Below are 12,905 nucleotides of genomic sequence, written 5' to 3' on the forward strand. Positions count from 1 at the left end.
CAAATTGCGATGGCTGACAACCCTTTGATTCATGACCCCAACGGCGGAATGCCGCGCTTGCTGGAAATCATGCGCCGCCTTAGAGACCCCGAAACCGGTTGCCCGTGGGACGTAGAGCAGGATTTTTCGACCATCGCACCATATACGATTGAAGAAGCCTATGAGGTGGCGGATGCGATTGAGCGCAGTGCTTGGGCAGAATTGAAATCGGAATTGGGTGACCTACTGTTGCAAGCAGTGTTTCATGCACAAATTGCGCAAGATCAGGATCTGTTTACCTTTGATGACATCGTTAATAGTGTGTCCAATAAAATGGTCGCCCGTCACCCCCATGTGTTTGGCGATGAAAGCCGTGACAAATCAGCGGAGCAACAAACCCGCGATTGGGAGACTATCAAAGCAACCGAACGCGCGGGCCAAGCTCAGACCGGCGTATTAGATGGTGTGGCCGTAGGGTTGCCCGCCCTAATGCGCGCGGTAAAGTTGCAAAAGCGCGCCGCACGCGTCGGGTTTGACTGGCCTGAGATTGATCAGGTTCTCGATAAAATTACCGAAGAGGTTTCTGAGATTAAAGATGCTGTCGCCCACAGCACACAAGACCACGTCGAAGAGGAATTTGGCGATCTGCTTTTCGTCATAGCCAATCTTGCTAGGCACATGCAAATCGATCCCGAAACGGCCCTACGCCGTGCAAACGCCAAATTCACCAGACGATTTGAACGGATCGAGGCCCTATTGGCCCTTGAGGGCCGCTCACCACAAGAGTCAAATCTAGACGAAATGGACTCTCTCTGGGATCAGGCCAAGGCCGAAGAAAAAACCCCGCAGGCCAATCCGGCCTGACGGGGTATTGTAAAAATACTTACGGTGATATCAATTAGTTAAATCGCACGCCCTGTATGTGATAACAGAGGCTCGTCTTCTTCACTCTTGTAATATGGTATGGCTTTGGCCAACGCCCGCAGTGATCGACGCTCTCGCGTAATTTCGATCAGGCGATTTTCTTCACCTACCATTTTGACCAATTCCCCCAGGGAGGGTGGATTCTCCGACCATACTTCACGAACATTACGCCGCCGGTCCGTTAACCGGACACAGTATCTGCAAATGAACAGCAAGGCTTTCTCTCTGTTCTTTTTTGCAGCCTGCATCATGTCTTCCCCCGACTTATACAAAACTAGCGATCGGTTCACAGTATCCTTGTACTTGTAACTCTCTTTACTCATCACATTCCCCAAAATCACATTGATCACACTCAGCACAAGATAAGCTTAGTCGATGCGCTCCAAAAAATACACTATTACGCCACATTTACGCCTTATTTTACATTATCCGAATACAGTTCAACAACATACAGAACACTGTTTCTGAAATAACGAATTATTGCTCGTAAAAGTTGTGAATCCAGAAACCGAAACGCACAATGTAAACACATTTCGCGAAAGAGATTCGCGACACCAAGCCATAAAAAAGCCCGCCGCTGTTCTGGCACAGGGCGGGCTAGATACTAATTTGGAGTAGCTTAGCGTTTACGACGACGCATCGCTCCCAGCCCCCCTACAGCCGCAAACAGAAGTATGGACGTAGCAGGCAGTGGAATCGTTGATACCGCCTTATCAACAACAATGTTGTCAATGTTATAGGAAGTTGTCCGTGTTCCGGACAGGCTGATCACCAACCTGTCAATGACATCAGTTGATCCAGTCAGAAAGGTATCAAAACCAGACCCAGCTAAATCCATTGTTCCTGCAAGATTGAACACCGATGCAACCCCGAGGAACCCCTCGATCACATATGGCACGGCACCGTCACTGGCATCCCCCAAATCGACAGATGTTGTGGTGAACAAACCACCACCAGAAACAGTGACCTCAATCGATGATGAGTCAGATCTTGAAAAAATCGCCGGCGTGCCATTCCCAAAATTATGTGCTTCTTGCCATACGCCACTTCCAATTCCGATATCAAAACCTTCTTGTGAATGCCCTGCATAGGCAGACCCATTGCTACCAGTCAGGTTAGAAAAATCGATGGTCGCGGCTTGTGTCGCTGTTGCCGCGACTGTCAGCGCAATCGACGTAAGTATTGCCTTAAATGTCATCTTTATCTCCACTGAAAAAATACAGCTTTATTAAAGACATATAGTTGCCGCAAAATCAACATAATATGGAAATGGCTGATGCATATCACAACCCCACCACCCCAAGAAAGAAACAATACTACAAAATGGACGGCATTAGCCGAAACTCAGAGCAGCTTGAAGGCGTACTTCTGGTGCGAATTTATCTTCGGTGCAAAGGCTTATCCATTACATTTAGTGGTCAAATTCTGGCGCCGCAGGTCTGAAGGGCCTAATCAGAACAAATCAACCGATAGAGATGCCAAGTCGCATAGCCCAACAATGGCAAGACGACAAACAGGCCTAGAAACCCCGGAAGCATTGCCAGAAAAGTCATCGCCGCAATCATCGCCGCCCAGAATAACATTGGCACCAGATTGTTCAAAACCAATTGAAAACTGGCGATCATAGCGGTGACAAAGTCCACCTCTCGGTCCAAGAGCAGCGGCAGGGAAACAACGGTAATCATATACAAGAGCAACGCGAACGCCCCCCCAACAACGCTACCGAGCGCAAGCATGCTTATCCCTTCAGCACTGTTCAACACCTCATATGAGCTGGACACATTTGTCATCGTGGATAGCCCCATGAATAATGCAAAAATCATATGTGCCAGAAAAAACCAGAACAAAAACACCATCAGAATGATCACGCAGATTGATGGCAACTGCCGCCGACGTTGTAGAGCCACCGCTGCGAAAATTTCTCGCGCCTCTAGTGGCAAGTGATGTTCAAGTCGACGACTGACTTCATACAGTCCCACAGCAGCGAAAGGCCCTATCAAAGGAAATCCCACCGCCGCAAAGACCAGCCAATAGCTTTGACCAGTCATGATGGTGACCGTTGCCAACAACCAGCCAAACGCCACATAGAATGATGCAAAAAGGACCGCGTAGCCCGGCGCACTGCGCAGATCAGCCCAGCCACGTCTGAGGGCCTCAAACAGCATGGAGATCGTAACAGGCCGAAAATTCGGCACGCCATGCGGTTTCTTCTGTGACATCGGTCGCCTCCCTTTTGGGCAGCTTACCGACATCATTAATCATATCAAGCTTTTAGCGTAATGCGCTTAGTCACCCTGAGCTTCGGCACGAGATTTTCCGCTGACATTCATAGCCAGTGTCGCTGCCATGAACTGATCCAGATCACCATCCAGAACACCCTTAGTATCAGATGTCTCAACATTAGTACGCAGATCTTTGACCATCTGATAAGGCTGCAACACGTAGGATCGGATCTGATTACCCCAGCCCGCGTCGCCTTTGGCTTCGTGTGCCTCGTTGATGGCCTCGTTGCGGCGGTCCAGCTCCATCTGATATAGGCGAGATTTCAACGCCTTCATCGCAATGTCGCGGTTCTGGTGCTGTGATTTTTCCGAGCTGGTCACAACGATGCCGGTCGGATGGTGTGTGATCCGCACAGCCGAGTCGGTGGTGTTCACGTGCTGGCCGCCCGCACCGGAGCTACGGTACGTATCGATCCGGATATCTGCTGGGTTAACGTCAACATCGATGTCATCATCCACAACCGGGTATACCCAGACCGAACTAAAGGAGGTATGGCGCTTGGCAGCAGAATCAAACGGCGAAATACGCACCAGACGATGCACTCCGCTTTCCGATTTTAGCCAGCCATAAGCATTATGACCGGAGATTTTGTATGCGGCGGATTTGATCCCCGCCTCATCCCCCGAACTTTCTGATTGGAGCTCAACACTGTAGCCGCGTTTTTCTGCCCAGCGAACATACATACGTGCCAGAATGGAGGCCCAATCACATGACTCTGTGCCGCCGGCGCCAGCGTTGATCTCAAGGAAGGTATCGTTTGCGTCCGCCTCGCCGTCCAACAACGCTTCCAGCTCTTTTGACCCAGCTTTCTCTTTCAGGGATTTCAGTGCAGCCTCTGCATCTGCAACGACCTCTTCATCCTCTTCCATCCCACCCAGTTCGATCAGCTCGATGTTATCCGAAAGATCCTGCTGGATACTGTTGTGAGTGTCCAGCGCATCCACCAACGTCTGCCGGTCGCGCATCAGTTTTTGCGCTTTTGCCGGATCATCCCACAGGGTCGGATCCTCAACACGAGCGTTAAACTCTTCCATCCGATGTTGGACCGTCTCCCAATCCATTCTCTGGCGCAACAGCTCCAGTGAATTTTCGATCTCGGCGACAACTGATTGGATTTCCGCGCGCATTCGGCTGCTCCCTGCTCATCTCAGATGCGGGTGATAACGCAGCAGCGCCGTGCCGACAAGACAAGCACGCACATATCCATGGAAACGCGCAGAAAAACCTTAGTACAAACCGCCAGAACTGATTGAACCAAATGTCGCTTTTTTACCAACCTTGGCCTTTTGCCCGGTCGAGGTGGTGACTTCCTGCACTGCTTCCTCGCCGCCCTGGTACAGTTGCAGATCATCGCCCATGGCAAAACCACCATCGAATACATAACCAAAGATCGGATCCTCACCATCGCGGAAGTACTCAGCTACGACATAATCGCCAGAGGCCCCCGCCGGCAAACGTGCGCCCGAGAACCGATCAATATTTATGAAGTGTCCGCCCGGAGGGATGGCAAAATCGGTGCCACCAAATTTGGCGACGGCATCTGTCATGAACTCTTGGAACACAGGCCCACACATTGAAGACCCATAAGCAGAACGCCCCATTGGTCGCGGTTGGTCATAACCGATATAGCACCCCGCAACGATGTTGCTGGTAAAGCCAATGAACCACACATCACGCGCTTCATTCGTAGTTCCGGTCTTGCCAGCAACCGGCACAGGCAGGTCGATCGCGCTCGAGGCGGTGCCGCGATCGACAACCCCCTTCATCATAGACGTCAACTGATAGGCGGTGATCGCGTCCATAACGCGCTCGCGGTCGGAAACGATACGCGGGCTGCGATTTTGCGGGATATTCGGATCGCCACAATCGACACATTGACGTGGATCATGGGCATAAACCGTTTTGCCGTAACGGTCCTGCACTCGGTCAACCAAGGTCGGGGTCACCCGTTCACCACCGTTGGCAAACATCGCATAGGCCGCGACCATATTGTACAATGTGGTTTCCTCGGACCCCAAAGAGTTGGCCAGATATGGGCCCATGTTATCATAGACTCCAAAGCGTTCGGCATAATCCGCGACAACATCCATACCGACCTCTTGTGCTAGACGGATGGTCATCAGATTCCGTGACCGTTCGATCCCTGTTCTCAGCGGAGTTGGACCATAGAATTTGTTCGAAGAGTTCTTGGGCCGCCACAGGCCTTGTGGCGTATTGATCTCAATCGGAGCATCAACAACGATCGTCGCCGGAGAATAGCCACTATCCAGTGCTGCGGCATAAACGAAAGGCTTAAAGCTGGAACCCGGCTGACGTTTGGCCTGTGTCGCCCGGTTGAAAACTGAATTCTGATAGCTAAAGCCACCCTGCATCGCGATTACGCGACCAGAGTTCACGTCCATGGCAACGAATCCGCCCTGAACTTGCGGCACCTGCCGCAATGTCCAGCGTACAAATGATCCATCGTCATCAGATACCATGCGGCGTACATGCACGACGTCGCCAACCTCAAAAGTGTTATGGAAATCTTTGGGCAACCAGCCGATGTCATCTCGCGGCACGATCGATGGTTCTGCGTCGGTGCTATCGACCCCTTCAATACCCAACCTCATCTGCTGGTCTTGAATCTCAAGCACCACGGCCGGATGCCATTTGCCACCCTGATCCACATCACGCGCCACGCGCAGCTCTGACAGAGCGGCACGCCAATTATCCTCAGATGTCAGTGCTTCAGCTGGAAGTGTTTTGCCAGTGCCACGCCATTGACCACGGCCACGGTCGTATTTTTCAAGCTGGCGACGCAGGGCCGCAGCACCATTGATCTGCATTTGAGGATCGATTGTCGCCCGCACGTTTAGGCCGCCACTGAAAAACTCACCTTCGCCAAAATCCTCGCTCAATTGGCGGCGGATTTCGTCAGTGAAATAGTCACGCGGAGGTAACGTCGCACGATAGGCTATGAAATCGCCATTCTGGACAGACCGCAAAGGTTGGGCGACCTCGATATCGTATTCCTCTTGAGAAATATAACCGTTTTGCCTCATCTCTCGCAAAACAAAGTCGCGCCGCGTTTGCAGGCGCTCTTTTTGACGGACGGGGTGATAATCACTGGGGGCTTTGGGCATCGAGGCTAGGAATGCCGCCTCATGTGGGGCCAGCTCAGTCAGAGCCTTGTTGAAATAGGTTTGTGCTGCCGCCGTGACGCCGTAACTGTTTTGACCCAGGAAAATCTCGTTCATATAAAGTTCGAGAATATCTTCCTTATTAAGCGTTTCTTCGATCCGGGTCGCCAGAATGATCTCTTTGATCTTACGCTCGATTTTGCGCTCACCACTCAACAGAAAGTTTTTCATCACCTGCTGGGTGATTGTTGATGCCCCACGGACATCCTTGCCACGGCTTTTTGCAGCATCAAAAATCGCCGCCGCGATACCGCGCGCGTCATACCCGGAGTGATGATAGAAATTTTTGTCTTCGGCCGAGATAAACGCCTGCTTAACCAGATCGGGAATATCTTCCGCCGGAGTGAACAAGCGACGTTCGCGGGCAAATTCATCAATAATCCGTCCCTCGCCCGAATATATCCGGCTAATAGTCGGTGGGGTATAATTCGCCAGTGTCTCGTGACTCGGCAAATCCTTCCCATAGATGTGAAAAATAGCGCCAATACTCAACGCAATGGCCAGAACCGCAAGCGTGATCAGGCTGAAGAAAGTTCCGAAAAAGGACAAAATTGGTCTGAGCACATTAAACCCCAGTTACATTAGGCTTCTGATATAGGGAGCAATCGCCCCTGCGTCAAAGATGATACGGCCAGAATCTGCCCGAAATATTCCCGTGACGTTACGAACACGATGCTCGCGCAACTCTTGCACATTACTGACGCAGCAAATTCGTTGCCGCGGCATCAGCTGCGCGCCATTTAATCAATGCATCCCGCACAGCGTCCACCATATTGGCCTGCCATTCCGGATTCGTGATATTTTCAAAGTCCCGTTGGTTGGACAAAAAGCCCAACTCTAACAACAATGACGGAATGTCCGAAGATTTAAGCACCGAAAACCCCGCCTCGCGCACGGGCCTTGGATGTAACGGGATAGAATGATTTTTCAATTCCTGATGCAGGATATGAGCCAAGCTGCGCGTACGAGGTATTGTTTCAAGCCGCGCAAGATCCATCAATATGTCAGCAACGACATCGTCTGTTTCACTCAGATCAATTCCTGCCAGCATATCCGCACGGTCATGACGTTCCACCAATTTTGCGCTGGCCTTGTCCGATGCACTTTTGGAAAGTGTATACACCGTTGCGCCACGCGCCTGACCTTCGCTCAAGGCATCTGCATGCAGGGATATGAACACTTCGGCGGCCACCTGATGAGCAATTGCGACGCGACGCTCCAACGAAACGAAGCTGTCATCTTCACGTGTCAAAATTACTTCGAATTCTCCACTACGTAGCAGGGCTTCTTTCAGATCTCGTGCAAAGGCCAGCATCAGGTCCTTTTCTAATGCACCATTCTTTTCTGCACCGGGGTCGATGCCTCCATGGCCTGGATCAATCACCACTCGCAACAGACCTTCGCCGTTTTGTGTCTGAGTTGAGATTGTCTGGGCCGGATCAACAACATGCTCCCATTCCGGCGTGTTCGGAGATCCGATTTTGGTTGCAAACGCAGCTGGGGAAACTTCTTTCAGGATCACTTCCAACATGGCGCGGCCGTCAAGATCGTTCACCTCCAGCACAGCTGTTTCCAAGGCGTAAGGGCCTGAGAGATCCGCGACCATCCGCGACCACCCCGGACGAAAACCACCCACACGCAACGAAGTAACCCGGTCGCTTTGATCCAGTTCCGCAGGGTCGACCCCCTGCCAATCGATTTCCCGAAAGTCCACGACAAGACGCTCTGGATTATCCAGCGTGAAAACCCGCCATGGCACCCCCTGCGTCAACGTCAGGTTCAACTGAACCCCGCGACGTATGTCTGTGATTGCGTTGTCATTGCCCTCAATCCGGGCCAGACCACTGAAGTCCTGTGCATTGGCGCTCATAGCACTAATGCATAAAATTCCTGCCAGAATTATTCTGATCATGCTGCTCTTCCGCCGTTTGCTCCGGTCTTGGCGGCAATCTATAGCACCAGCGGATTAATGAACACCGCTAAGGGAAGTTTTCAAACGTTGTTATGTGATTTCAGTTTTGCGTACGGGCCTGCATAAACTGCGTTAACCGGCGCACCCCTTCTTTGATATCTGCCGATGACCGTGCATAGGAAAACCGCAAGGTTCCCTGCCCGCGATCAGGGTCGAAATCCAACCCCGGCGTAACCGCCACGCCAGCCTGATCAAGGATCTCGGCAGCAAAAGCCCGGCTGTCATTGGTCAAATGACTGACATCCGCATAAACATAAAATGCCCCATCCGGTGGCGCGATCCGATCGAAACCTGCCTTGGGCAAGCCGTCCAGCATCAGGCGGCGATTTTCACTGTATACCGCCATGTTGGCCTGCAGTTCTTCATCACAATCCATTGCTGCCAACGCCGCTATCTGGCTGGCATGAGGTGGGCAGATAAACATGTTCTGCGCCAGACGCTCGATCACCCGAACATGATCCTCGGGCACTACCATCCAACCGACCCGCCAGCCGGTCATGGAAAAATATTTGGAAAATGAATTGATCACATAGGCCTGATCGTTGATCTCCAGCGCGGTAACCGCTTTAGCCTCATATTCGATGCCGTGGTAAATTTCATCGCTGATGAAAGCCATGCCTTGATCAGCGACAGTCATCATCAGGCGTTCCAGTTCAGCTCGGCCTAACATGGTGCCCGAGGGATTCGCTGGAGAGGCCACCAGCACCCCAGCCAGGTCCAATCCGGCAAAGTCGGCAGGCGTCGGTTGTAGGCGATTTTCCGCTGTCGTCTCAACCTCTACTGGTACCAGATCAAGTGCCTTCAGAATTTGCCGATAACTGGGATAGCCGGGACGGCCAATACCTACCCGATCCCCCGCATCAAACAGCGCAGTAAAGGCCAGAATAAAAGCCGCAGATGACCCTGATGTCACTACGACCCTTTCAGGGTTTAATGTGACCCCATACCAGTCTTTGTATAACGCTGCGATCCGCGCGCGCAGCGCTGGCAAGCCAAGCGCAACAGTATACCCCATAGCATCGTGATCCATCGCGTGGATCAGCGCATCGCGCGCGCCTCGCGGTGCGGGCGTGCCGGGCTGACCAACCTCCATATGAATGATATGGCGACCTTGTGCCTCGGCCCGGCGGGTGGCTTCCATCACATCCATCACGATGAAGGGATCAACCTGAGATCGGCTTGAGTTTCGCATGTTTTTTTTCCACACTGCTCACGACTTGGCCAACTCACAAGGAAAGGGCCGCGCCGTCAATGCATGTTCTTCGTCTTTTGATCGCCAGCTTGCTATTAGCGTTTATTCTGGCCTCACCTGCGCGTGCGATTTCGCTGCTGCGAGATCCCGATATCGAATATGCGCTCAAACAGCTGGCCGCCCCGATCCTCAAGGCTGCGGGCCTCAGCCCCTCGCGGATCAGTATTCTGGTCGTGGATGACCGGTCACTGAACGCTTTTGTAGTCGATCAAAACCATATCTTTGTGAATTCCGGATTGATCTTGAAAATGAAAACTCCAGCGATGCTGCAATCTGTGTTGGCACACGAGGCGGGCCATATCGCTAACGGCCACCTGATGCGCCGTCCGATTAACCTACGTAATGCGCGCACCGCCGCAGGAATCGGCGCAGTGCTGGCTGCGGTTGGCGGTGCGGCTGTTGGCAACGGGGCACTGGCGGCAGGCGCTGCGGCCGGGGTACAAGGCTCGGCGCTACGCTCATTCTTTGCTCATACCCGCGCCGAAGAAAATGCCGCTGACCAAAGCGGGTTACGCTACATGGCCAACGCTGGCATCGATCCACAGGGCGCGGTCGAAGTGATTGACTTATTTCGCGGACAAGAGGCCCTATCTGTTGGCCGCCGCGATCCTTACGCCAGCACCCACCCACTGTCTTCGGATCGATATCGCACGGTTAACCAGCTTGCCTCGGCCTATGCCGGCAAGGCCAAGCCGAACCCCGCATCGGATTACTGGTTCGCACGAGCCAAAGGCAAACTGTCTGCTTTCAAACGTTCGCCAAAATGGACATTGACCCGCGCAGGAGAAAGCGGATTTTCTGATGTGAAATACATGCGGCAAGCCGTGGCCAACCATCTACGGTCAAAAACTAAGAAATCAATCAGTGCAATAAACATGGCCATCGCCGCCCGCCCGAAAGACCCTTATTATTACGAACTCAAAGGTCAAATCCTGATGGAAAGCCGTCAATTCTCCGCAGCCGCCTCAGCCTATGGCACAGCGGCCAACTTGGCCCCTAAAAATGCCTTGATCCTTGGTTCATATGGTCGTGCTTTAATGGCACAGGGTCAGATCAAGAAAGCGACACAGTATCTGGAGAAGTCCCGCGCTTTGGACGCGCGTGACATCCGGGTTATGCGCGATTTGGCCAGTGCTTATGCCAAACAGGGCAACAATGGCATGGCCTCATTAATGACTGCCGAACGTTATGCGCTGTCAGGTCGCTTGCACGACGCAGGTGTTCATGCCAAACGCGCGTCAGACCTTTTGCCTCGGGGCTCGACCGGTTGGCGGCGCGCTCAAGATGTCTTATCTGCATCTGAGGCAGTCTCGAAAAAACGGAGAAAGAAATGATGTTGAAGTCAACCCTCAGTGCGATGGCACTTGCCACGACCTGCCTTGCCTTGCCAGTACAAGCGCTGGATCTCGACAGCATGTCCGAGGCTGAACGAGAGGCGTTTCGCACCGAAATACGAGCTTATCTTCTTGAAAACCCCGAAGTGATCATGGAGGCAGTCGCCGTGTTAGAACAACGCGAGGCCGCAGCACAGCAACAAGATGACGTCGCACTGGTCGAGCAAAATCGCGAAGCTCTGTTTGATGACGGCCATTCCTGGGTTGGTGGCAATCTTGAGGGTGACATAACACTGGTTGAGTTCATGGATTATCGCTGTGGTTACTGCAAACGCGCCTCTCCCGAGGTCGAAGCGCTGTTGGCCGCGGATGGCAACATCAAACTTGTGATCAAAGAATACCCAATTCTGGGCGAAGCCTCGGTTCTCGCCTCTCGCTTTGCTATCGCTACACAGCAAGTCGCAGGCGAGGACAGTTATAAAGCCCTGCACGATGCGCTAATCGCGTTCAATGGCGATATTACAGAGCCCGCGCTGCGTCGCTTGGGCAATGCACTTGAATTGGACACGGTGGCCATCCTTGCCCATATGAGCAGCCCTGAAGTCGATCAGGTGATCGCCGAAAACCATCAGTTGGCGCAAAAGCTGAATATCACTGGGACGCCATCATTTGTGATGGAAGATCAGATGCTTCGTGGATTTCTGCCCGCTGATGCCATGCAGCAGATGGCGGCGCAAATCAGAACGCAATAAAACACGACAAGCGCTTCGCAGTTATTCCGCTGCGGAGCGTTCTTCGATCTGTTCTTTGTCTAGTTCAGCGGCGCGCTTCTCGACCTCTTCCACAATATGTTCGACCATTTGATCATTGCTCATCTTGTGACTGGCCTTGCCAGCGAGATACACCATGCCATTGCCAGCCCCACCACCGGTGAAACCGACATCCGTCATCAACGCCTCGCCGGGGCCATTCACAACGCAGCCGATGATGCTCAGGCTCATTGGTGTTTTTATATGTTCAAGGCGTTTTTCAAGCGTTTCGACAGTTTTGATCACATCGAATCCTTGCCGCGCACAGCTCGGGCAGGAAATGATATTCACACCGCGATGGCGCAGGCCAAGCGATTTCAGGATCTCATAGCCAACCTTGACCTCTTCTACCGGATCAGCAGATAGGGAAACGCGAATTGTATCGCCGATGCCCATCCACAACAGATTTCCCATACCGATGGCCGATTTGATCGTTCCGCTGGTCAGACCACCGGCCTCGGTAATACCAAGATGAATCGGCGCATCCGTGGCCTCAGCCAGCTGTTGATAGGCTGCTGCAGCCATAAAGACATCACTGGCCTTCACACTGATCTTAAACTCATGAAAATCATGATCTTGCAGGATTCGAATATGATCCAAACCAGATTCAACCATCGCTTCAGGGCATGGCTCACCGTATTTGTCCAAAAGATGCTTTTCCAACGATCCCGCATTCACACCGATCCGGATAGAGCAGCCATGATCGCGCGCAGCTGAGATCACTTCGCGCACACGGTCAGCGCTACCAATGTTACCCGGGTTGATCCGCAAGCAAGCAGCCCCTGCTTCGGCTGCTTCGATCCCGCGTTTGTAATGGAAATGTATGTCTGCAACGATGGGTACCGGGCTTTCAGCCACAATATATTTGAGCGCTTTGGCGCTGTCCTCATCGGGAACGGAAATTCGGACGATATCCGCCCCTGCCTCAGCTGCGGCTTGCACTTGCGCCACCGTTGCCGCGACATCTCGGGTGTCGGTGTTGGTCATCGTCTGCACGCTAATTGGCGCGCCCCCTCCGACAGCTACGTTGCCCACGTGAATTTGACGACTTTCACGGCGATAAATATTGCGCCAAGGACGGATATGATTCAGCGACATTACAAACCCCATGCCGGATACAGACAGTTATGTCTTAGATAGGCACACTACCGGTCGCAGGCAATCGACAAT

At 52.6% G+C, this 12,905-nt stretch carries 11 protein-coding genes; 3 read left to right on the plus strand and 8 right to left on the minus strand.

Features of this window, described 5'->3' with window-relative positions:
* The first annotated feature begins 9 nt into the window (after nucleotides 1–9).
* The gene (gene mazG, locus D9A02_RS14425; protein WP_120501616.1) at nucleotides 10–843 is read left to right on the plus strand and encodes a nucleoside triphosphate pyrophosphohydrolase; all 834 of its coding nucleotides are present in this window, start codon (nucleotides 10–12) and stop codon (nucleotides 841–843) included.
* 38 nt (nucleotides 844–881) lie between these two features.
* Here mazG and D9A02_RS14430 read toward each other — a convergent pair whose 3' ends face one another.
* From D9A02_RS14430 to D9A02_RS14465, 7 genes are all read right to left on the minus strand, one after another.
* Nucleotides 882–1,226, minus strand: coding sequence for a hypothetical protein (locus tag D9A02_RS14430; protein ID WP_120501617.1), 345 nt, complete (start codon nucleotides 1,224–1,226; stop codon nucleotides 882–884).
* Nucleotides 1,227–1,522: 296 nt separating this feature from the next.
* On the minus strand, nucleotides 1,523–2,101 hold the full coding sequence (locus D9A02_RS14435; RefSeq protein WP_120501618.1) for a VPLPA-CTERM sorting domain-containing protein: 579 nt from the start codon (nucleotides 2,099–2,101) through the stop codon (nucleotides 1,523–1,525).
* A gap of 250 nt (nucleotides 2,102–2,351) precedes the next feature.
* Entirely contained in the window at nucleotides 2,352–3,122 is a 771-nt protein-coding gene (locus D9A02_RS14445) for a DUF2189 domain-containing protein (RefSeq protein ID WP_120501620.1), read from the minus strand.
* A 66-nt stretch (nucleotides 3,123–3,188) separates the two neighbouring features.
* Nucleotides 3,189–4,313 (minus strand): peptide chain release factor 2, encoded by a 1,125-nt coding sequence (gene prfB / locus D9A02_RS14450; RefSeq protein ID WP_120501621.1) that lies wholly within the window; start codon nucleotides 4,311–4,313, stop codon nucleotides 3,189–3,191.
* 99 nt (nucleotides 4,314–4,412) lie between these two features.
* A complete protein-coding gene (locus D9A02_RS14455; protein WP_120501622.1) occupies nucleotides 4,413–6,932 on the minus strand; it encodes a penicillin-binding protein 1A in 2,520 nt (839 codons plus the stop codon).
* A gap of 130 nt (nucleotides 6,933–7,062) precedes the next feature.
* On the minus strand, nucleotides 7,063–8,280 hold the full coding sequence (locus D9A02_RS14460; RefSeq protein ID WP_120501623.1) for an N-acetylmuramoyl-L-alanine amidase: 1,218 nt from the start codon (nucleotides 8,278–8,280) through the stop codon (nucleotides 7,063–7,065).
* A gap of 100 nt (nucleotides 8,281–8,380) precedes the next feature.
* The gene (locus tag D9A02_RS14465; protein ID WP_120501624.1) at nucleotides 8,381–9,532 is read right to left on the minus strand and encodes a pyridoxal phosphate-dependent aminotransferase; all 1,152 of its coding nucleotides are present in this window, start codon (nucleotides 9,530–9,532) and stop codon (nucleotides 8,381–8,383) included.
* Nucleotides 9,533–9,591: 59 nt separating this feature from the next.
* Here D9A02_RS14465 and D9A02_RS14470 point away from each other — a divergent pair, with 59 nt between their 5' ends.
* Both D9A02_RS14470 and D9A02_RS14475 read left to right on the plus strand, forming a co-directional pair.
* Nucleotides 9,592–10,926 (plus strand): M48 family metalloprotease, encoded by a 1,335-nt coding sequence (locus D9A02_RS14470; protein WP_120501625.1) that lies wholly within the window; start codon nucleotides 9,592–9,594, stop codon nucleotides 10,924–10,926.
* Nucleotides 10,923–11,678: a DsbA family protein gene (locus D9A02_RS14475; RefSeq protein ID WP_120501626.1), complete on the plus strand. Its 756-nt coding sequence runs from the start codon at nucleotides 10,923–10,925 to the stop codon at nucleotides 11,676–11,678. The genes D9A02_RS14470 and D9A02_RS14475 overlap by 4 nt, the downstream gene beginning before the upstream one ends.
* 21 nt (nucleotides 11,679–11,699) lie before the next feature.
* Here the strand turns inward: D9A02_RS14475 and ispG are convergent, their stop codons facing one another.
* Nucleotides 11,700–12,833 carry a flavodoxin-dependent (E)-4-hydroxy-3-methylbut-2-enyl-diphosphate synthase gene (gene ispG, locus D9A02_RS14480; RefSeq protein WP_120501627.1) on the minus strand — a complete coding sequence of 378 codons (1,134 nt, stop codon included), beginning with the start codon at nucleotides 12,831–12,833 and terminating at the stop codon, nucleotides 11,700–11,702.
* Between the last annotated feature and the right edge of the window lie 72 nt (nucleotides 12,834–12,905).

The organism is Roseovarius sp. EL26, from assembly GCF_900327775.1.
Classification (GTDB): Bacteria; Pseudomonadota; Alphaproteobacteria; order Rhodobacterales; family Rhodobacteraceae; genus Roseovarius.